Genomic DNA, 23038 nt, shown 5'->3' with positions numbered 1-23038 from the left:
CGAAGATGTTAACTAACAAATTCCCTTACTTTTTTAACCCATTCAAAATTGTAGATGTGAACTTTGTCATTTCTTGGACAACATCAAATTCTTCTCCAAAGATAATCCAATCGTAGATAGTTCCCCTCATACACCTAGTAATTAATACGGACGCTTCTTCAGTAGTTAATTCCTCCTTAAACTCATTATTCTCAATTCCTTCCTGAACGAAAGAATTAATTACTTTATAAAGATTTCTATCTGGATCGGCTAAATAATGATTTTTGTTAATTGTTAGTGACATAGCATTCATGTATACATTTCTAATTAAGTCCTTCCCTAATTCATCACGTAAATAGATCATTTGAGCTTTGTAAAACATAAGAATCTTCTCGCTTGCACTAATGTTCTTGGGGATACCTTGTTGGAATGTGGAATAAAAATTATCAATATCCTTAAACTTTTCATTGAAAATGTCATATTTGGTATTGAAATGTACATAAAATGCCCCTTTAGATACATTACATTTTTTTGCTATTTCATCCACTGTTACATTATCAAACCCCTTTTTATGAAACAGTTCCAGTCCAGTTTCTAAAAGCATTTTCTTTGTCTCTAAGGCTTTTAATTTTCTTGTTGTCATACGCGGCATAAATAATCCCCCTTTTACTTAAGAATAGCATAATGCTTTGGAAATATAGAATTCAACAGAATAGTCTTGACTATTGTAAATTTTACGTTTATTATTTTAATTAATAATTTAAGTGACCACAGTATTTGACTTTGGTATGTGAAAAAGGTAAAGAAAGGAGACTAATTATTATGAGTAAATTCTAATTGGTAGGCTATATATGTAATTTTTCAAGGAAAAACTTAATTACTAGATTTCAAAAATGATAGCGCTTTCTAAATGCTTATGAATATTTTAGGAGGGTCTGGATGGAAACAAAGAAAGTAGGTTTTCTTGGATTAGGGAATATGGGTTTTCCAATGGCAAGCAATTTAATGAAAGCAGGTTATACCGTATACGGAGTAGATGTAAACAAAGAAAATGAAAAAAGATTTGCTGAAATAGGCGGGATGGTTGGGTTCACTTCAGCAACATTAGCAAGTGAAGTAAATATCATTTTTACTAGTTTACCAACACCAAAGGTCGTAGAGGATGTTTATTTAGGAATCGAGGGTCTTGTGGAAAACGGAAAACCACCCTTAACTTTAATTGACTTAAGCACAATCTCACCAGAACTAAATAAAAAAGTAGCAAAAGCAGCATTGGAAAAGGGGATTCAGTACTTGGGAGCTCCGGTTAGTGGAAGTGTAGCTGGAGCAGAGGCAGCAACGCTGAGTGTGATGGTTGGAGGAGATAAAACAACATATGGCTTCGCATTACCGTACCTTGAAACAATCGGAAAAAATATATTTCATGTTGGAGAAGATCACGGATTAGGAACTATTGTTAAATTAATTAATAATCTAATGGCTGGAATTCATACACAGGCTGTCGCAGAAGCACTATCTATCGCAGATGCAGCAGGTTTGGACCATGAAATTGTTTATAGAATTGTAAATGTCAGTACAGGTCAAAGCGGCATTTTTACTAGAAACTACAAAAATTTTATTGCTCAGGATGAATATTATGAAGGGGCTTTTACTACAGCACTACTATTAAAAGACTTAAAACTTGCGAACCATGTTTCGAATTCATTTGAGGGTAAATTGCCATTGGGTGAAGAACTAGTAAATTACCTTGAATCAAATATTGAGGAGTATGCAGATAAGGACATTTCTTCAGCCTATCTTATGCTAACAGAAGAAAAGGTGAAATTAGGTAAATAGATATATCCAAAATGGGAGGTTTGTTTAGATGACGACATTAAAGTTAGATACAGTAACCCACTATATTAATGGGGAAAAAGTAAAAGGGAATAACGATAAATATGGTTTTGTATACAGCCCATCCACGGGCAAGCGAATAGCTGCTGTTCCTTATGCTTCTGCTGAAGAAGTGGATGAGACCGTACAGTTAGCGAAAAAAGCTGCTGCAAAATGGGCAAAAACCTCTGTGGGAAAAAGAGTTGAAGTTCTTTTTAAATTCCGCCAATTATTAGTAGAGAATACAGATGAATTGGCACAGCTAATTGGGAAGGAAAATGGGAAAACGATCTCTGATGCAAAAGGGGAGATAAGCAGAGGAATAGAATCAGTGGATTTAGCAATAGGGGCACCGCAAATACTCAAAGGAGAACATTCTGTAAATGTTGGTGGGGATATAAACGCTTATTCAATGAAACAGCCGCTTGGCGTTGTAACATGTATATCACCATTTAATTTCCCTGTTATGGTACCGCTTGCAATGAGTGTTATGGCAGTGGCTGTTGGGAATGCAATGATATTGAAACCATCTGAAAAAGTTCCATATTCTGCTCAATTAATCTCAGAACTTTGGGAGAAGGCTGGTTTGCCTGCTGGAGTTTGGAACGTATTGAACGGTGATAAGGATACGGTTAATGCCATCATTACACACAGCGACATACAAGCGGTAAGCTTTGTGGGCTCTACGAAAGTAGCGGAAATTATTTATGAGGTAGGAACGAAGCATCATAAACGAGTAAATGCCTTTGGTGGAGGAAAAAACCACCTGGTTATTATGCCAGATGCGGATATTGATAAAGCAGTTGACTCCTTCTTAGGCTCTGCATATGGTTCAGCATCACAGCGTTGTATGGCTGTTTCCGTAGCAATGCCAGTCGGGCAAAAGACAGCAGATGTATTCACGGCAAAATTAAAAGAAAAGGTTGAAAATCTTAGACCCGGTTCCTATGACGATGAATCAGCTGACTTTGGGGCCGTTATAAGTGCAGAAGCAAAACAAAGCATCTTACATTCGATTGATGAAGCAGTAAGGGATGGAGCTAATGTTGTGGTCGATGGCAGAAACCCTGATGTTGAGTTTAAGGAAGGTTTTTACCTGGGGGCTACGCTATTAGATAATGTTACTCCTGATATGAATGTATACAAAGAAGAAGTGTTTGGTCCAGCACGTACAATCGTTTCAGTAGATTCAATTGATGAAGCAATACAGCTAATCAATAATCATCAATATGGAAATGGGGTTGCTATATTCACCAATAGCGGCCGCGATGCTCGCAAATTCACGCAAGAAATAGAAGTCGGTATGGTTGGAGTAAATGTACCTATTCCAATACCTGTGGGCTATCATAACTTTGGAGGCTGGAAAGGTTCACGATTGGGTGAAGGACAAATGTTCGGACCGGATACCGCTCGTTTCTTTACAAAAACAAAGACGGTCTCGGAAAGGTGGTTTGACCAATCAAGCACAGATGAAATTAACTTTGATTTTCCTAGCAGTTAATGAGGAAGGGGCCATTAGAAGGCCCCCATTTTTTTCTATGTAGTGTGTTCAAAAAAAGGGGATAAAAAGGGCCGAGGTCGGCTAAGAGTCAACGGCCTTTTTGCAGACGCCGATACTAGCACGACCTGAGCGTCGAAGGTCAAATGCTCTCGGTGTGTCATCTTTGCGGACTTTTTAAACTTTCTCTATCGGTTTGATGATTGGTAGATTTCAAAGACTTCAACCTTATACTGACGATTACATAAGGAATTTATGAGAATATGAGGTGATCAAATGCTAGGGATTGCATTAGGGTTAGTTTTGCTAATCATCTTAGCCTACCGTGGATGGTCAATTATCTGGATTGCACCGATTTGTGCTGGCGTTGTAGCAATATTTGGTGGGCTTGACTTACTTGATGCATATACAAACACTTATATGCAAGGATTTGTCGACTTTACGAAAAGCTGGTTCCCTGTATTTATGTTAGGGGCTATCTTTGGCAAATTAATGGAATACAGCGGAATGGCACAGTCCGTAGCTCAAGGTATAATTAAACTATTTGGTGAAAACCAAGCAATTATTGGTGTTATTATGGCTTCATCTGTTTTAGCATATGGCGGTATTAGTGTGTTCGTTGTTGTATTCGCTGTCTATCCAATCGCGGTAAATATGTTTAGACAAGCGGATATTCCAAGAAAATTGATGCCAGCTACTATTACAGCAGGAATGATGACATTCGCAATGACAGCTCTTCCCGGGACTCCACAGATTCAGAACTTGATTCCTACTGATTATTTTAACACCACAGCGACTGCAGCCCCTATTATGGGACTTGCAGCCTCATTCGTAATGGGTGGGGGGTCTATCCTTTATTTGAAGTGGAGAGAGAAGAAGCTAAAAAAAACCGGACATGGATTTAAAGCGTTGGAAAAAGATCTGGAAGAAAAAGAAAAGATAAAGGGAAAGCTGCCAAATCTATATATATCTATACTGCCTTTAATATCTGTAATTGTTACGCTTAACATTTTTAACTGGAATATTGTCGTTTGTTTATTAATAGCTGTTTTATTGATCATCATATTTTCATTAAACAACATTAAAAGTTTGATACCATCGCTAAATCAAGGAGCTTCCGATTCTGTAATGGCGATGATAAATACTTCTGCAGCGGTTGGATTTGGAACCGTAGTACGCGTTGTTCCGGGATTCCAAAAATTAAGCGATTATATTCTGGGTATCGATGCAAATCCACTTATCTCCATGTCGATTGCTTCAAATGTATTATCCGGAGCAACAGGTTCAGCATCTGGAGGATTAGGCATCACGATGGAAGCTCTAGGTCACAAATATAATGAAATTGCCGCATCAACCGGAATAGCACCCGAAGCATTTCACCGTATCGCATCTATTGCCTCAGGGGGCTTGGACGCACTACCACATAATGGTGCGGTTATAACCATACTGATTGTGACCGGTTTAACACATAAAGAGTCTTACCGAGATATTGCGGTAGTAGCAATAGTCTTTCCGATTTTATCACTGATTCCAGCTATTTTACTTGCGAGTATCGGTGTGTATTAATGTATGTCCGTTAAAAAAGTAAGCAAGATATGGAAACTGTATTGTACATCACAAAATATTTAAAGCCTACCATGACTTGAATATTTTGTGATGTTTGCGTTGCGGTCATTACCAATTTCAAGATTACTATTTCATAAATAATCAAAATGTGACAGGCTATCTTTTTTATTATATAATAAATTATGAATTTAATATCTTTTACCAAAAATCTGTTGACTGAATGCTCATTCACGTATAAAGTATAGATATAGATTTCTGTAAGCGGAATTTTTCAATCAAATGTAATCGCTATCATTTAACTGTAACAAAAAGGAGGAGCCGCCAGTGGATACATTTATGCTAGTTAATTGGATTGCGTTTTTAATCATCACGTTTTATGCATTGTATTTATTCGTCAGGGTCGTCTCAACACGGATTGCTTATATAAGGCTTGGTAAAAAATCCGAGTTTGATGGTGAAATTAAGTTGCGGTTACAAAGGGTGTGGACGATTGTATTTGGCCAATCAAAGTTATTGAAGGATAAGAAATCCGGTATCATTCATGTCATGATGTTTTATGGATTTATTCTCGTTCAATTTGGTGCAATTGACATGTTTGTGAAAGGACTTTCACCAGGTAACCATTTACCATTTGGTGTGCTGTATCCAGGGTTTGTCTTCTTTCAGGAACTCGTAACGTTAATGATTCTTGTGGCGGTTGTATGGGCATTTTATCGTCGCTATATGGAGAAGCTCGTGCGGCTAAAACGTGGCTTTAAAGCTGGTCTTGTTCTTATTTTTATTGGCACATTAATGCTTTCTGTGTTATTTGGAAATGGGATGGCGCTTCTTTGGCATGGCCATGAAGTAACATGGACAGAACCAGTTGCAAGTATGATTGCACTAGTACTGGGATGGATTTCACAAGACGCTGCAATAGTATTGTTCTATATTGCTTGGTGGGTACATACGATTACACTGCTTTCATTCCTTGTTTATGTACCGCAATCCAAGCATGCACATCTGATTGCAGCACCAATTAATGTGTTTTTAAGCAAGCAAGTCCCAGGTAAATTGAAAAAAATAGATTTTGATATCGATGAAGATAGTGAGGAAGAAATCTCATTCGGGGCAGGGAAAGTAGAAGATTTTGAACAGCATCAGATGCTTGATTTCTATGCTTGTGTGGAATGTGGCCGCTGTACAGACGTGTGTCCTGCTGCGGGAACTGGTAAAATGCTGTCGCCGATGGACATTATGATTAAGGTTCGTGACCATTTAACCGAAAAGGGGGCAGCGATAACAGGAAAGTCCGCATGGGTTCCAGCTTACGCATTTAACAATACGGCAGGGAATCAGGCAAGCGCGCAAAAAGAAGCTGCAGCGACTGTTCAAAGCGCAAGTCTAATTGGTGATGTTATTACAGAAGAAGAGCTTTCTGGATGTACCACATGCCGAAATTGTGAGGATGCTTGTCCTGTAAACAATGAGCATGTTGGAACGATTATTGATATGCGCCGCTATCTTGTTATGACAGAAGGAAAGATGGATTCGGATATTCAACGAGCGGTTATGAACATTGAACGCCAAGGAAATCCATGGGGACTTTCAAAAAAAGACCGCATCAAATGGCGTGATGAAGATGAAACTGCATACATCCCTACTGTGAAAGAGCTGAAAAAGGAAGGAAAAGAATTTGAATACCTTTTCTGGGTGAGTTCGATGGGAGCTTTTGATAGCCGCAGCCAAAAAATCGCGATTGCTTTTGCTAAACTAATGAATCAGGCAGGTGTTAGCTTTGCGATTCTAGGAAATACGGAAACGAACTCGGGTGATACAGCACGCAGAATCGGGAATGAGTTTTTATTCCAGGAGATTGCCGAGAAAAACATTAAAACATTTGAGAAAAACGGTGTCACCAAAATCGTTACGATTGACCCGCATGCCTATAATATTTTCAAAAATGAGTACCCAGATTTCGGCTATACAGCAGAAGTGTATCACCATACGCAAATGCTCTATGATTTGGTGAAATCAGGGAAAATAAAGCCAGAACGTCCAATCAATGAAAAGCTAACCTATCATGATTCATGCTACTTAGGGAGATACAATGGTGTGTATGACCCGCCGAGGGAAATTTTAACATCTATCCCAGGACTTGAGCTTGTTGAAATGAATCGTTCACGGGAAAATGGAATGTGCTGTGGTGCAGGTGGTGGCTTAATGTGGACAGAGGAAACAACTGGAAACCGAATTAATGTAGCACGTACAGAACAGGCACTTGCTGTCCAGCCATCGATGATTTCCAGTGCTTGTCCGTATTGCTTAACAATGCTAAGCGATGGGACAAAGGCAAAAGAGGTCGATGAGGACATTAGTACAATGGATGTTGCTGAAATTTTAGCATTATCTATTCACTTTGACGATCAATCAAGAACAGCCTCTTAATTGATGATAGACTGATAGGGGGGGAGATTCCCCTTTTCAGTTAAACGAATTAAATGAGTGAGCGTTCAATCAAGATAGTTAGATAAACAAAAAGAAAGGATGGAAATCAATGAGAAAAACAGTAATTGTTTCAGGTGCAAGAACCCCTTTCGGAAAATTTGGTGGAGGCTTGAAGCCTTTTGCAGCATGGCAGCTAGGAGGAAAGGCAATTAAAGAAGCGTTAAACCGAGCTGGAATTGAAGGCTCAGAAATCGATGAAGTAATTATGGGTACCGTCCTGCAAGGTGGCCAAGGTCAGATTCCTTCCCGGCAAGCGGCTCGCGAGGCTGGAATCCCATGGGAAGTAAAATCCGAAACAATTAATAAAGTGTGTGCATCTGGACTGCGTAGTATTACACTTGCTGATCAATTGATTCGTCTTGGGGATGAGAATGTGATTGTTGCAGGTGGAATGGAAAGCATGAGCAATGCACCGTACTTTCTTCCGGAAACGAGATGGGGAAGCCGGATGGGCGATAAAAAAGTAGTTGATATGATGGTACACGATGGACTGACATGTACGTTCACAGGGGTTCATATGGGGAATTATGGGAATTCAACTGCAGAAGAATTCGAATTAACAAGAGAAGCACAGGACGAGTGGTCCTATCGTAGTCATAAACGAGCAATCGAGGCGATTGAAACAGGCAAATTTGCTGAAGAAATCGTTGCAGTGGAAGTGCCGGTACGTAAAGGTGAACCGATTGTCGTAGATACCGATGAAGCACCCCGAAAGGATACAACAGTTGAAAAACTAGCGGGTCTGCGTCCAGCATTTGATAAAAATGGAACAATTACAGCCGGTAATGCTCCTGGTGTCAATGATGGTGCATGTGCTTTTGTTGTGATGGGAGATGACAAGGCAAACGAGCTTGGGAAAAAACCGATGGCAACGATTCTTGGGCACACAGAAGTTGCTGTAGAAGCAAAGAATTTCCCGCAAACACCAGGACTTGTAATTAATAAATTGCTAGAAAAGACAGGATATTCCAAGGAAGACATTGATCTGTTTGAAATAAATGAAGCCTTTGCTGCTGTGTCGCTTGCAAGTGGAAAAATCGCTGACATTGACACTGAAAAGATAAATGTTAATGGTGGTGCTGTTGCATTAGGTCATCCAATTGGAGCAAGTGGCGCCCGAATCATTTTAACCTTAATTCATGAATTAAAGCGCCGCGGTGGCGGGCTTGGCATTGCAGCTATTTGCAGTGGCAGTGGTCAAGGAGATGCAGTACTGATCGAAGTTCCTAAGGGTTAACGCAAAGGAGGAAACAAAAAGATGGCAATAAATAATGTGATGGTCATTGGTGCAGGGCAAATGGGAGCTGGCATTGCTCAGGTCTGTGCGCAATCAGGATTTAACGTACTACTACACGACCGGGATAAGAATGCATTACAAGCAGGAATAAACGGCATCGAAAAATTGCTTGCACGTAACGTGGAAAAGAAGAGATTAACAAAAGAAGAGAAGGCGACAACCCTAGGTCGCCTAACTCCTTCCCATACATTAGAGGATGCAGCAACCTGTGATTTGATTATTGAAGCTGTTGTAGAAAATATGGATGTAAAATCAGCAGTTTTCAAAGAGGTGGATACACACGCACCAAAGCATGCAATCCTTGCCTCGAATACATCCTCCTTACCGATTACCGAAATCGCGGCTGAAACAAAACGACCGGATCAGGTAATTGGCATGCATTTTATGAATCCTGTGCCAATTATGAAGCTTGTTGAAATTATACGCGGGTTACAAACAAGTGATGAAACGTATGAAACAATTCAAATGATGACTGTCCAGTTATCAAAAACTCCAGTAGAAGTAAAAGATTTTCCTGGGTTTGTATCCAATCGGATTCTAATGCCAATGATTAATGAAGCGATTTATACGGTTTATGAAGGTGTCGCCACGCCAAAGGATGTTGACCAGGTGATGAAGCTTGGAATGAATCATCCGATGGGACCGCTAACGCTGGCAGATTTTATTGGTCTGGATACATGTTTGTATATTATGGAAGTGCTTCATGAAGGATTTGGGGATAGTAAATATCGTCCATGTCCATTACTGCGTCAATATGTAAAAGCAGGATGGCTTGGAAAGAAATCCGGTAAAGGCTTTTATGAATATAGCTAGTTAAATAACACCCAAGAGAGGTGCAAACGGTATGATGTTAAAGGTTACAGAAGAACAGGAAATGCTTCTTAAGGTAGTTCGAGATTTTGCCAGGAAGGAAGTAGCCCCTGTAATAGAGCGAATGGAAAAGGAAGATCGTTTCCCGATTGAAATTGTGAAGAAGATGGGAGAGCTTGGATTAATGGGCATTCCTATTCCGGAAAAATATGGTGGAAGTGGGATGGATTTCACATCCTACATTCAAACGATTCATGAGCTATCAAAAGTAAGTGCGACCGTCGGTGTTATTTTATCCGTACACACATCTGTTGGAACGAATCCAATTTTATACTTTGGAAATGAAGAGCAAAAAAGGCGTTTCTTGCCAAGGCTTGCAAGCGGAGAGTACCTTGGTGCATTTGCACTTACAGAGCCAGGAGCTGGTTCTGATGCTGGTAGTTTAAAAACGACTGCTAAGGAAACAGATGTTTCTTATATTTTAAATGGGTCCAAGGTTTTTATTACAAATGGCGGTGTGGCAGATACGTATATTACATTTGCTCGGACTGGTGACAATTCCAAGGATATTAGCGCATTTATTGTAGAAAAGGATTCTCCTGGATTGATTATCGGTAAGAAAGAAAAAAAGATGGGCCTTCATGGATCAAATACAGTTCAACTAACATTTGATCAATGTGTTATTCCAAAAGGAAATTTGTTAGGTGAAAAAGGAAGCGGTTTCAATATCGCGATGGCCAATTTGAATATTGGAAGGATTGGCATTGCAGCTCAAGGTCTTGGTATAGCGGAAGCGGCTCTTGAATACGCAGTGAACTATGCCAAAGAACGAAAGCAATTTGGGAAATCGATTGCTTCAAATCAAGGGATATCATTCAAACTAGCAGATATGGCAACGGCGACCGAGTCTGCAAAATTATTAACCTATCACGCTGCAACATTGATCGAGCAAGGAGTCCCATGCGCGAAAGAAACGTCAATGGCAAAACTTGCAGCAACCAGAACAGCGATGAACAACGCAATTGAAGCAATCCAAATATTTGGCGGTTACGGCTACACAGAGGAGTATCCTGTCGAGCGCCTATTCCGAGATGCAAAAGTAACGGAAATTTATGAAGGCACAAATGAGATTCAACATATTGTGATTGCCAATCATTTATTGAAAGACTAAGGAGGAGAAGAAGATGGACTTTCAATTAACGGAAGAACAAGAAATGCTGCGTAAAATGGTTCGTGACTTTGCGGAAAGAGATGTAGAACCAACAGCGGCCGAGCGTGATGAAGAGGAGCGCTTTGATCGTGGGATTTTTGACAAAATGGCAGAGCTTGGTTTAACAGGAATCCCATGGCCGGAAAGCTATGGTGGCATTGAAGCTGACTATGTAAGTTATTGTATAGCTGTAGAGGAATTGTCACGTGTTTGTGCTTCCACTGGTGTAACGTTATCTGCTCACCTGTCATTAGCAAGCTGGCCAATTTATAAATTTGGGAATGAAGAGCAGAAGAAAAATTTTCTTACACGCTTGGCGACAGGAGAAGCACTCGGCGCCTATGCGTTATCCGAGCCTGGGGCGGGTAGCGATGTCGTTTCGATGAAAACAACTGCAAAGGAAGATGGAGATCACTACGTATTAAACGGGAGTAAAGTTTGGATTACAAATGGCGGTGTTGCAGATATTTACATTGTTTTTGCAAAAACAGATGCGGATGCTAAACATAAGGGAATTAGTGCATTCATCGTGGAGAAGGGAACAGATGGATTTGCTTTCGGTAAAAAAGAAAAGAAACTCGGCATTCGTTCTTCTCCAACAACGGAGTTAATCTTTGAAAACTGTCGGATTCCAAAAGAAAATTTGCTTGGGGTTGAAGGGGAAGGCTTTACCATTGCGATGACAACACTTGATGGTGGAAGAAATGGAATCGCAGCGCAAGCGCTTGGGATCGCCCAAGGTGCTCTAGATGCAGCAGTAGCCTATGCAAAAGAACGTGAACAATTTGGAAAACCAATCGCAGTGAACCAAGGAATATCATTTAAGCTTGCAGACATGGCAACCGAAATTGAAGCGGCTCGTCTATTAACCTATCAAGCAGCATGGCTGGAATCCAAAGGACTTCCATATGGGAAAGCATCCGCTATGTCCAAATTATTTGCAGGTGATGTGGCGATGCGCACAACAGTGGAAGCTGTCCAAATATTTGGCGGTTATGGATACACAAAAGATTATCCAGTCGAACGCTACATGCGCGATGCAAAAATCACCCAAATCTATGAAGGCACAAACGAAATCCAACGACTTGTTATTGGCAGAATGCTAACAAAATAAATAGAGTGATGACGCATGAAACAGGTGATGTCCCGAGTGATTGCACGAACATATCTATGAAACAGATTGGAGGGATTCATGATGAAGGGGGAGAAGATACTTTCTTCTGTAAAAGATCAGCAGCTCATAAAAGTACGGAGAGAACAAATTATTAAGGGTGCGATTAAGCTTTTTAAAGAAAAAGGCTTCCATAAAACAACGACAAGAGAAATCGCAAGTGAATCTGGTTTTAGCATTGGAACATTGTATGAGTATATTCGCACAAAAGAAGATGTTTTATTTCTTGTCTGTGATTCGATCCATGAACAAGTTCGCGAGCGAATTGCTCAGGCGATTGATTTAAAATCACCTTCCATTCCAAGTATGATGCAGGCGTTACGGTCCTTTTTTTACTTAATGGATGAAATGCAAGATGAAATCGTCATTCTTTATCAAGAAGTAAAATCGCTAAACAAGGAATCAAGAAAACATGTTTTAGAAAGAGAACGCGATATGGTAGGAATTATAGAAAATGTTATTAGCACTTGCACAGAAGGAAAGCTATCCACAAAAGAGGTTAGTCTGCTTGGCAATAATATTGTGGTACAGGGACATATGTGGGGATTCAGAAGATGGATTATGCAAAAGCAATTCACACTGGAAGAATACACGAATGCACAATTAAAATTAATCGAACATGCAATTAACAAGCAGATTTCATAAATTATACGAGGGGGGAGCAAGATGGAGCAGGTTGAAGTTTACGAGCCGAAACATCCAATTCGATTCGTAACAGCCTCAAGTTTATTTGATGGACATGATGCATCCATCAATATTATGCGCCGAATTCTTCAGGCAAGCGGGGCCGAGGTAATTCATCTCGGACATAATCGTTCTGTCGAGGAGGTTGTACACGCAGCGATTCAAGAGGATGTGCAAGGAATAGCCTTGTCATCCTATCAAGGTGGGCACGTAGAGTATTTCAAATATATGATTGATCTTTTAAAGGAGCTGGATGCTGTCCATATAAAGGTGTTTGGTGGTGGGGGAGGGACGATTATCCCGCGTGAAATTAAAGAGCTGCATGATTATGGTGTTGCCTGGATCTTCTCACCTGAAGATGGGCGTAAGTATGGTCTGCAAGGAATGATTAATCGGATGCTTAAGCAATGTGATACCTTGCCACCCGTGGATATTCAAGAAGATTTAAAAAAGCTCGCGCAGGGCAACCGAAATGCGATTGGAAAATTTATTACGTATGTGGAAAGCAATGACACGAACCCGGATGAAAAGCAAAAGGTTCTCGAAGAGCTGAAAGAAAAGGGAGACAGCACCATACCTGTACTCGGAATCACTGGAACAGGTGGAGCAGGGAAAAGTTCCTTAACAGATGAATTGATACGCCGTTTTATGAATGAAATTCCAGATAAAAAAATAGCGATTATTTCTATCGATCCAACGAAGAAAAAAACGGGCGGAGCACTACTTGGTGACCGAATCCGCATGAATGCAATTTTTAATGACCGCGTCTATATGCGTTCATTGGCAACGCGTGATTCAAGAACGGAGCTGTCAAAAGCAATTCAGGATGTGATTGATGTCGTACGAAGATCTGGATTTGATTTCATTATTGTAGAAACAAGTGGTATTGGCCAAGGTGATGCAGCAATTACTGATATTACCGACCTGTCGATGTATGTGATGACAGCAGAATTTGGTGCACCAACACAGCTTGAAAAAATAGACATGATTGATTATGCAGATTTCATTGTAATTAATAAATTTGAACAAAAGGGTTCCGAAGACGCACTCAATCAAGTGAGAAAGCAATATGAACGAAGCCGAATGCTCTTCCATCAGGATAAAACAGCATTTCCAGTTTTTGGAACGATTGCAAGTCAGTTTAATGATGCAGGAACAAATGCGTTATTTGCTGCACTAATTGATACACTAAGTGATAAATACCATTGGGATGAAAAAATTGATTTTGACCGAAACGTTATTTCTGAGAAACAAAATCGCATTATTTCCAATGACCGCAGATATTACCTGCTCGAAATTGCAACCTATATACGCAATTACCACCAGCATACAAAAAAACATAGTGACATTGCCAGGAAGCTTTATCAGCTTGAAGGAACGAAGGAAGTTATGGAAGATGCACCTGTTAAGGAAGCCATTGATCAAACGATTGATCAATATAAAGAACAACTCGATCCTCAACTGAAGAAAATGCTTGAGAGTTGGGAAGCACTAAAGGAAAGCTACCAGGGCGATACAATGACCTTTAAAGTTCGGGATAAAGAAATTAAAATGGACATCACCACCGAATCACTATCCGGTCTTAAAATACCTAAAGTTGCGTTTCCAAAATATGAGGATTGGGGAGAGCGGCTCACCTGGCTGCGAAAGGAAAACGTACCTGGTTCATTCCCGTTTACTGCTGGTGTGTTTCCATTTAAACGAACAGGGGAAGATCCGACTCGTCAATTTGCTGGCGAAGGAACTCCAGAAAGAACGAATCGACGCTTTCATTATTTATCAAAAAATGATGAAGCAAAAAGGCTTTCCACCGCCTTCGACTCGGTCACATTATATGGAGAAGACCCTGCGGAAAGACCAGATATCTATGGGAAGGTCGGAGAAAGCGGTGTTAATATTTGCACGTTAGAAGATATGAAAAAGCTATACGCTGGCTTTGACTTAACAGACCCGCTTACGTCCGTTTCCATGACAATAAATGGCCCGGCTCCAATTATTCTAGCAATGTATTTTAATACAGCGATCGATCAGCAGGTCGAAAAATTTACCGAGAATAATGGACGAAAGCCTGCAGAGAAAGAATACAAGAAGCTCAAATCAGATACAATCTCTGTCATTCGCGGAACTGTTCAAGCAGATATTTTAAAAGAAGATCAAGGACAAAACACATGTATATTTTCAACGGAGTTTGCATTACGCATGATGGGAGATATTCAGGAATATTTTATTGAAAACAATGTACGCAATTATTACTCTGTTTCTATTTCCGGCTATCATATTGCAGAGGCTGGTGCGAATCCGATTACACAGCTAGCCTTTACGCTTGCTAATGGGTTTACGTATGTAGAATATTATTTGAGCAGAGGAATGGATGTTAATAAGTTTGCACAAAATCTGTCGTTCTTTTTCTCAAATGGTCTTGATCCAGAATACACGGTAATTGGCCGAGTAGCCCGCCGAATTTGGGCAATTACAATGCGCGACAAATACGGTGCCAATGAACGCAGCCAAAAGCTGAAATACCATGTGCAAACATCTGGACGTTCCCTTCACGCGCAAGAAATTGATTTTAATGATATTCGTACAACATTACAGGCATTACTTGCGATTCAGGATAATACGAATTCACTTCACACGAATGCATACGATGAGGCAATTACGACACCAACAGAGGAATCCGTAAGGCGGGCGATGGCCATTCAAATGATTATCAATAAGGAATTCGGTCTTACAAAAAATGAAAATTCCTTACAAGGTTCGTTTATTGTGGATGAGTTAACGGATCTAGTAGAGGAGGCTGTACTGCAGGAATTTGAAAAAATGAATGATCGCGGTGGGGTGCTTGGTGCAATGGAGCGCCAATATCAGCGTGGTAAGATTCAAGAAGAGTCACTCTATTATGAAGGGAAAAAGCATTCTGGAGAACTGCCGATTATTGGTGTAAACACATATATCAATCCGAACCCACCAACCGATGAACAAATCGATTCCATGGAATTAGCGCGTGCTTCCAAAGAAGAAAAGGAGCATCAAATTACGGAATTAAGGAAATTTCAGGAAGTTCATAAAGCGGAAGTAGAAGAAGCACTAACGAGCTTAAAGCAAGTAGCTGCATCTGGCGGGAATATATTTGCAGAGCTTCTGGAGACAGTAAAAGCAGCAAGCCTCGGACAAATTACCACCGCTCTTTATGAAGTTGGCGGACAATATCGCAGGAACATGTAATAATAAAAACGCTTGAATGATTAGGACATCTAATAAGCATTCTTATACTATTTTCCAGCATAATTGTTATAAGCGATGCTCTAACCATTCCAGGTGATCAGAGTGCCGTGACTGCGGAAAGTATCGGACCGAAGCCTCCCGGACGGCTATTAGTGCACATACTTGTAAAGACAGCCGAGAAGTTAGTTCGCACTCTATATCTATTCTCATATAACACCAAATCCTATAGAAACGGCATGAAAAACATAAAAAGTTGAGGGAATAATATATTTTCTCAACTTTTTATGCTTTCGTTCTAGCATATTCTATATAAAATTGTTTATAATGTAATGTATGTTTATTGTGAAAGAAAAATGGTATATTAGTACAATAAAATGATGATTATAAATTAGGCTCATAGCCTTCAATATTTTTAGCAAAGGGAGTGCATTGCCGTGAGCTTAGACAAGTATAGCCACGAAGAATTACAAGAAATGTCAATGATTGAATTAGCAAGTAAAATTCTATTTGATGAAAAGAAAGCCCTCAATTTCAGAGATATTTTTGATAAAATTGCTGAAATGAAAGGTTTCTCTGCTAGCGAGAAGGAGAATAATATTGCTCAATTCTATACGGACATGAACGTTGATGGCCGTTTCTTAACACTTGGTTCCAGTATGTGGGGATTAAAAAGATGGTACCCAGTGGAACAGGCGCAAGAAGAGCTAACGGAAGTACCGAAAAAGAAACGTGTGAAGAAGAAGACTGATGAAGAAGTAGAAGAGATTGACGAAGAACTTGATATCACAGATGCAGATATTGAGGAAATAGTTGATGACTTTGGGGACGATGATGACTTTGAAGAAGATTTTGATGAGGAAATTGACGACGAGGAACTTATTGTTGATGAAGACGAATTGGACGAAGAAAAATAGTTAAAAAGGTTCCTTGACTTTTTTTAGGACTATGAGTACAATCTTAATTGGGCTCTTTGAATCTAATAATCAAGGCGTTTCCCTAGATACAATTGGGGAAACGCCTTTCTTATTTTTGCAGATAAGAAATTAAAGGCATTTACTCAGGAAGTTTGTTGAATGCCAAGTTTTTTACATTATTTTTAGGAATACTAATTACAGAACAAGAAAAGGAAAGAAGGATGAATCGTGACTAAATATATTTTTGTAACTGGTGGAGTTGTATCCTCGCTAGGGAAGGGAATTACAGCTGCTTCACTTGGTCGTTTGCTTAAAAATCGTGGATTAAAGGTGACTATCCAAAAGTTTGATCCATATATAAACGTGGACCCAGGTACAATGAGTCCATATCAGCATGGTGAGGTTTTTGTAACGAATGATGGAGCGGAAACAGATCTTGACCTTGGGCACTATGAGCGTTTTACAGACATTAACCTAAATAAATTCAGCAACATTACTACTGGTAAGGTATATTCTAGTGTTATTCGCAAAGAACGTCGCGGTGATTATCTTGGTGGTACGGTTCAAGTTATACCTCACATTACAAACGAAATTAAAGAACAGGTATATCGAGCAGGTGAAGCGACAGAAGCTGATGTTGTTATTACAGAAATTGGCGGAACTGTTGGTGATATCGAGTCACTGCCATTTCTTGAGGCGATTCGCCAAATTAAAAGCGATGTAGGACGAAACAGCGTAATGTATATCCACTGTACCCTTGTGCCATACATTAAAGCTGCTGGAGAAATGAAGACAAAACCTACCCAGCATAGTGTCAAAGAATTACGTTCTTTAGGTATACAGCCAGACGCGATTGTCTTGCGTACAGAATTACCAATCAGCGTTGAAATGAAAAAGAAAATTGCGTTATTCTGTGATATCAACGAAAAAGCTGTAATTGAAATGCGTGATGCAGATACACTTTATCAAGTACCAATTGCACTTCAAGAACAGAATCTGGATCAGTTAACGTGTGATCATTTTGGTCTTGATTGTGGAGTAGCTGACATGAAAGAGTGGAAAAAGTTGGTATCCAAAGTTAGAAACCTTTCGAAAAAAATTGATATTGGACTTGTAGGTAAATATGTAGAACTTCCAGATGCATATATTTCTGTAGTTGAGTCATTGAAACATGCAGGTTATGACTTTGATGCAGATATTAAAGTACATTGGATTAATTCCGAAGAGCTGGATAGAGCTGCGATTCACTCAGAACTTTCCCATGTAGATGGTATTATTGTGCCAGGTGGATTTGGCGATCGTGGTATCGATGGAAAAATTGAAGCAATTCGTTATGCGCGTGAAAATAATATTCCTTTCTTTGGTATTTGTTTAGGAATGCAATTAGCTTCTGTAGAATTCGCTCGAAATGTTGTTGGTCTAGAAGGGGCACACTCAGCAGAAATTGATCCAAATACAGCCTATCCAATCATTGACTTGCTTCCTGAGCAGAAGAACGTTTCTGATTTAGGTGGAACATTACGTCTTGGATCTTACCCTTGTAAGCTTAAAGATGGTACGAAAACAAAAGCAGCGTATGATGGTGCCGATATGATTGAAGAACGTCATCGTCATCGTTATGAGTTTAATAATGATTATCGCGAGCAAATGGAAGAGCATGGCTTTATCTTCTCTGGTACAAGTCCTGATGGAAGATTAGTGGAAACAATTGAGATTGACAATCATCCATGGTTTGTTGCATGCCAATTCCATCCAGAGTTTACTTCTCGTCCAACGAGAGCACAAGGCTTATTTAAAGGCTTTATTGGAGCTTCTGTGGAACAGAGCAATAGAAAAAATTAAACCCCTTTTCAACTTAATGCTGTTTCACCCCAAAAGTTAACTTTTGGGGTTTTTCTTACGTTTAGAAATCTTTGTTAACAGATTTGATTGTTTTTTTCTAAAAAAAGAGGATTTAACCATCTTTTGTTGAATTGAGATTATGAGTACTTTTTATAGAGTAAATTGGAAATGATAAACTATCATTGGATATTTTAACGATAAAAAATATGAAAAACAGCACGGATAAAGTTAACTTGTATGTTTAAACCAGACAACTAAATAGACAATGTGAAGACTGCTATTTTGATAGCGGGGACGTGTCAATATTGCTATCTTCTTATCATTTATAGGAGAGTATCTGAAAAATGCGCATTCATGCGCATTTCCAATTTCGTAACCCATTTTTTGAATTTCCTTATCCTCCACCCCGATTAGCCATACGTGCTGTTTTGATTCATCTTTTGACTAGTCGTAGAAAATTCGGTGATAGCTAAAAATCCAATTGCATTCGTGCTTGTACTTCTATTATTCTTAAACCTCATTTATCACAATAAATAATTCTTGAAATTGTAAATGAAAACAATGTATAGCTAATTTTTTCTTATAGGTAAATTATTAAATATTGCATGTAGTTAATTGTTATAAACAAACTGAATATGTAGAGAGGACAAAAGGGGAAAGAGCGATTGTATAGAATTCATATTATAGTAGAGATATTTGTTATTAGGGGGATTAGAGGAGATGCCAAAGGAGATATTAGTAGTTGATGATCAGCCAGGTATCCGTTTGCTCTTAACTGATATTTTAACGAGTGAAGGTCATCGGGTGACTTTAGCTTCTACAGGGAAAGAAGCATTGGATAAAATCCACCAAGCGTCATTTGATTTAATTATTTTGGATTACAAGTTACCAATCATCGACGGGAGTGAAGTATTGAACCAATTAGAAAATGAAGAAATAAAAACTCCCGTAATTGTTATGAGTGGAATGGCAGAGAGTATTATTGGGGAAATGGAAACAAGGAGAATAGTAAGGTATACGATTGCAAAACCTTTTAATGTAATGGATTTATGTGCCAATGTAAGGGAAATAATTATGTAAGCGGATTAATTAGAGTTATACACTTGCCTACAAGTATTACTTGTTGCGTGAGAAGACGGTAGTTGGTATTCTTATAATGTACGAAAGTAAATAATGTTGTTTAGGTAATATAATTTAAGGAGGATATTTTAATGCCATTAGTATCTATGAAGGAAATGCTTGAAAAGGGTAAAAAAAATGGTTATGCAGTAGGTCAGTTTAATATCAACAACTTGGAGTACATCCAAGCAATCCTACAAGCAGCAGAAGAAGAAAAGTCACCAGTGATACTTGGTGTTTCTGAAGGTGCTGGAAAATATATGGGAGGATTTAATGTTGTTGTTGCAATGGTTAAATCATTAATGGAATCCTATGGTACTACTGTGCCTGTTGCAATCCATTTAGACCATGGTTCAAGCTTCCAAAAATGTGCTGAAGCGATTCATGCTGGATTTACTTCTGTCATGATTGATGCTTCTCATTCACCAATTGAAGAAAATGTTGCCATTACAAAACAAGTTGTAGAGCTTGCTCATATTCACGGTGTATCTGTTGAAGCTGAGGTTGGTACAGTTGGTGGAGAAGAAGATGGTGTTATCGGCGGAATTCAATATGCGGACAAAGATGAGTGTAAACAACTCGTTTCTGAAGCTGGAGTAGATTGCTTAGCACCAGCATTAGGTTCTGTTCATGGTCCATATCAAGGAGAGCCAAATCTTGGCTTTACTGAAATGGAAGAAATCCTAAACCTTGTTCAAGTACCATTGGTATTACATGGTGGAACTGGTATCCCTACAAAAGACATTCAAAAGGCTATCTCACTTGGAACAGCAAAAATTAATGTAAATACAGAGAACCAAATGGCTCAAGCAGAAGCTGTTCGCAATGTGTTAAACGCTAAGCCTGAATTATATGACCCACGTAAATATCTTGGACCAGGTACAGAAGCAATTAAAGAAACGGTTAAAGGTAAAATGCGTGAATTTGGTTCATCACAACAAGCGTAATAAAGCAATCTAAGCTATACATTAAATTGGACAGGCTGTTCCTTCGGGTTCAGCCTACCAGTCTATAGAAGATAATGGGGAGTGTGGAATAGATGAAGTTTTTTATCGATACAGCAAACATTGAAGAAATTCGTAATGCGAATGAACTTGGAATTTTAGCTGGTGTTACAACGAACCCAAGCCTTGTTGCAAAAGAAGGAGTCTCCTTTCATGAACGCTTGCGTGAGATTACAGCTGAGGTGTCGGGATCTGTAAGTGCAGAAGTCATTTCTGAAGATGCTGAAGGTATGATTGAGGAAGGGAAAGAGCTTGCTGCAATTGCACCAAATATAACGGTAAAAGTTCCAATGACTTTAGAGGGGCTGAAAGCGGTTAAAACGTTTAGCGATTTAAACATTAAGACCAATGTTACGTTAATTTTCAATGCAAATCAAGCATTGCTTGCCGCACGTGCTGGTGCAACATACGTTTCCCCATTCCTTGGTCGTTTGGATGACATCGGTCATGATGGAATGACCTTAATTGCAAGCATTGCTGAAATCTTCGAACGCCACAATATCAGTACCGAAATTATCGCTGCATCTATTCGCCATCCATTACATGTAACAGATGCCGCAATACATGGAGCGCATATTGCAACAATTCCCTATAATGTATTGTCTAGTCTTGTAAAGCATCCACTAACAGACCAAGGAATTGAGAAATTCTTAGCTGATTGGAATAAGAACTAAAACAGAAGCATCTTGTTAGCGATGTGCGGACTGCGCCTCTGGGGCGAAGTCTGCGCTACAGCTTTAGCGCTTCGTGGACGCGGCTGTTTCGGCAACTAAGTTATCCACAGTGTTTAAACATTATAATTCCAAAATAAATAAAAATAATTGCATGAAATTGGAAAAAATGAAAATGATAATATTGATATGCATTCAATAGAACGATAAATTCGTTTCGCTCGGAATTTACGATATAATCTATAGATATTTCGTGCAAGCGGAAATACATAGAACAGGAAATTCCTGATTTTGTGTAACAATAATTAATCGAAATGAAGTGTGTTCAAATACTTTTTGGACAACCTCTCAGGAACGAGGTATTCAAATGCAAAAATTGTTAATTGAAGGTGGCCATGAACTAAATGGCAAAGTTCGAATTAGTGGGGCAAAGAACAGTGCAGTTGCACTACTGCCTGCATCCATTCTAGCAGATTCCACTGTGACACTTGAAGGCCTTCCGGAAATCTCTGATGTCTATACACTTGGAGACCTTTTGGAGGAAATCGGAGGAAGTGTTTCTTGGAATGGTCAGGATGTAACGATTCAACCTGAAAAGATGATTGCAATGCCCTTACCGAATGGCAAAGTAAAGAAGTTACGTGCTTCTTATTATTTTATGGGAGCGATGCTAGGGAAATTCAATAAAGCTGTTATTGGGCTTCCTGGTGGCTGCTATCTAGGTCCACGTCCTATCGATCAACATATTAAAGGCTTTGAAGCGCTTGGAGCCGAAGTTACCAATGAACAAGGCGCAATTTACCTGCGCGCCAAAGAGTTGAGAGGTGCCAGAATTTATTTGGATGTGGTAAGTGTCGGCGCAACGATTAATATTATGTTAGCTGCTGTTAAAGCAAAAGGAAAAACAATTATTGAGAATGCAGCAAAAGAGCCGGAAATCATTGATGTTGCAACCTTGTTAACGAATATGGGAGCGAAAATCAAAGGTGTAGGAACTGATGTTATTCGGATTGAAGGTGTACCATCACTTCACGGCTGTAAACATACAATCATTCCAGACAGAATTGAAGCTGGGACGTATGCGATTGCAGCTGCAGCACAAGGGAAAGAAGTGGTTATCGATAATGTCATTTCCCAGCATATAGAATCGCTTATCGCAAAATTACGCGAAATGGGTGTAACGGTTGAGGAGAGCGATGAACAGCTGTATATCGCTAATCGAAAGCCACTGAAAAGCGTTGATATCAAAACACTCGTGTATCCTGGCTTCCCGACAGATCTTCAACAGCCATTTACATCGCTATTAACTCAAGTAACAGGTACGGGTGTTATTACTGATACGATTTATTCTGCGCGTTTAAAGCATATTGACGAATTAAGACGGATGAATGCTCTTATTAAAGTAGAAGGTGGATCTGTAATCGTCTCTGGACCTACACAGCTACAGGGAGCAAAAGTAAAGGCATCCGATTTGCGGGCTGGTGCTGCCCTGATCATTGCTGGTTTGGCAGCTAATGGAATTACAGAAATTACAGGTGTCGACCACATTGATAGAGGTTATGAAAAAATAACAGATAAATTAACAAGCCTTGGAGCTAACATCTGGAGAAAAGACATGACGCAAAAAGAAATTGCTTCCTTTCAGAATTCCTAATGGACTGTGCTAAAACTGGTTAATTAATGTGATAC

General features: G+C 39.4%; 17 protein-coding genes. 16 read left to right on the top strand and 1 reads right to left on the bottom strand.

Going from position 1 to position 23038, the window contains the following annotated elements:
* Positions 1 to 25: 25 nt before the first annotated feature.
* Entirely contained in the window at positions 26 to 631 is a 606-nt protein-coding gene (locus tag MHH64_RS21380) for a TetR/AcrR family transcriptional regulator (protein WP_340002416.1), read from the bottom strand.
* A 287-nt stretch (positions 632 to 918) separates the two neighbouring features.
* On the opposite strand from MHH64_RS21380, the gene MHH64_RS21375 reads away from it, so the two are divergent.
* The 16 genes from MHH64_RS21375 to MHH64_RS21300 all read left to right on the top strand — a co-directional run bounded on the left by MHH64_RS21375 (position 919) and on the right by MHH64_RS21300 (position 23003).
* Positions 919 to 1815 (top strand): NAD(P)-dependent oxidoreductase, encoded by an 897-nt coding sequence (locus MHH64_RS21375; protein WP_303448369.1) that lies wholly within the window; start codon positions 919 to 921, stop codon positions 1813 to 1815.
* 28 nt (positions 1816 to 1843) lie between these two features.
* On the top strand, positions 1844 to 3352 hold the full coding sequence (locus MHH64_RS21370) for a CoA-acylating methylmalonate-semialdehyde dehydrogenase (RefSeq protein WP_118888491.1): 1509 nt from the start codon (positions 1844 to 1846) through the stop codon (positions 3350 to 3352).
* 273 nt (positions 3353 to 3625) lie between these two features.
* Complete coding sequence (locus MHH64_RS21365; RefSeq protein ID WP_118888492.1) at positions 3626 to 4915, top strand: GntP family permease; 1290 nt, start codon at positions 3626 to 3628, stop codon at positions 4913 to 4915.
* 324 nt (positions 4916 to 5239) lie between these two features.
* Positions 5240 to 7342, top strand: coding sequence for a (Fe-S)-binding protein (locus tag MHH64_RS21360; protein WP_303448367.1), 2103 nt, complete (start codon positions 5240 to 5242; stop codon positions 7340 to 7342).
* Positions 7343 to 7451: 109 nt separating this feature from the next.
* Positions 7452 to 8639, top strand: a complete 1188-nt coding sequence (locus tag MHH64_RS21355; RefSeq protein WP_095307790.1) for an acetyl-CoA C-acetyltransferase — start codon at positions 7452 to 7454, stop codon at positions 8637 to 8639.
* A gap of 21 nt (positions 8640 to 8660) precedes the next feature.
* Complete coding sequence (locus MHH64_RS21350) at positions 8661 to 9512, top strand: 3-hydroxybutyryl-CoA dehydrogenase (protein ID WP_340002415.1); 852 nt, start codon at positions 8661 to 8663, stop codon at positions 9510 to 9512.
* A gap of 31 nt (positions 9513 to 9543) precedes the next feature.
* Positions 9544 to 10680, top strand: a complete 1137-nt coding sequence (locus tag MHH64_RS21345) for an acyl-CoA dehydrogenase (protein WP_095307793.1) — start codon at positions 9544 to 9546, stop codon at positions 10678 to 10680.
* Positions 10681 to 10693: 13 nt separating this feature from the next.
* A complete protein-coding gene (locus MHH64_RS21340; protein ID WP_095307795.1) occupies positions 10694 to 11833 on the top strand; it encodes an acyl-CoA dehydrogenase in 1140 nt (379 codons plus the stop codon).
* A gap of 81 nt (positions 11834 to 11914) precedes the next feature.
* Positions 11915 to 12535, top strand: coding sequence for a TetR/AcrR family transcriptional regulator (locus MHH64_RS21335; RefSeq protein WP_095307797.1), 621 nt, complete (start codon positions 11915 to 11917; stop codon positions 12533 to 12535).
* 21 nt (positions 12536 to 12556) lie between these two features.
* Entirely contained in the window at positions 12557 to 15799 is a 3243-nt protein-coding gene (gene icmF, locus MHH64_RS21330) for a fused isobutyryl-CoA mutase/GTPase IcmF (RefSeq protein ID WP_340002414.1), read from the top strand.
* Between the two features lie 434 nt (positions 15800 to 16233).
* Positions 16234 to 16713 carry a DNA-directed RNA polymerase subunit delta gene (gene rpoE, locus MHH64_RS21325; RefSeq protein WP_118888495.1) on the top strand — a complete coding sequence of 160 codons (480 nt, stop codon included), beginning with the start codon at positions 16234 to 16236 and terminating at the stop codon, positions 16711 to 16713.
* Between the two features lie 228 nt (positions 16714 to 16941).
* A complete protein-coding gene (locus MHH64_RS21320; RefSeq protein WP_095307804.1) occupies positions 16942 to 18555 on the top strand; it encodes a CTP synthase in 1614 nt (537 codons plus the stop codon).
* A gap of 720 nt (positions 18556 to 19275) precedes the next feature.
* Positions 19276 to 19635: a response regulator gene (locus MHH64_RS21315; protein ID WP_095307805.1), complete on the top strand. Its 360-nt coding sequence runs from the start codon at positions 19276 to 19278 to the stop codon at positions 19633 to 19635.
* A 131-nt stretch (positions 19636 to 19766) separates the two neighbouring features.
* A complete protein-coding gene (gene fba / locus MHH64_RS21310) occupies positions 19767 to 20621 on the top strand; it encodes a class II fructose-1,6-bisphosphate aldolase (RefSeq protein WP_095307807.1) in 855 nt (284 codons plus the stop codon).
* Positions 20622 to 20713: 92 nt separating this feature from the next.
* Positions 20714 to 21352 (top strand): fructose-6-phosphate aldolase, encoded by a 639-nt coding sequence (fsa, locus tag MHH64_RS21305; RefSeq protein ID WP_095307811.1) that lies wholly within the window; start codon positions 20714 to 20716, stop codon positions 21350 to 21352.
* Between the two features lie 364 nt (positions 21353 to 21716).
* Positions 21717 to 23003, top strand: a complete 1287-nt coding sequence (locus tag MHH64_RS21300; protein ID WP_095307814.1) for a UDP-N-acetylglucosamine 1-carboxyvinyltransferase — start codon at positions 21717 to 21719, stop codon at positions 23001 to 23003.
* Positions 23004 to 23038: the final 35 nt, after the last annotated feature.

Source organism: Oceanobacillus sp. FSL K6-0127 (assembly GCF_037983385.1).
Lineage (GTDB): Bacteria > Bacillota > Bacilli > Bacillales > Amphibacillaceae > Oceanobacillus > Oceanobacillus profundus.
The sequence above is the reverse complement of the archived record's forward strand: the minus strand, read 5'-3'. Positions and strand labels throughout refer to the sequence as shown.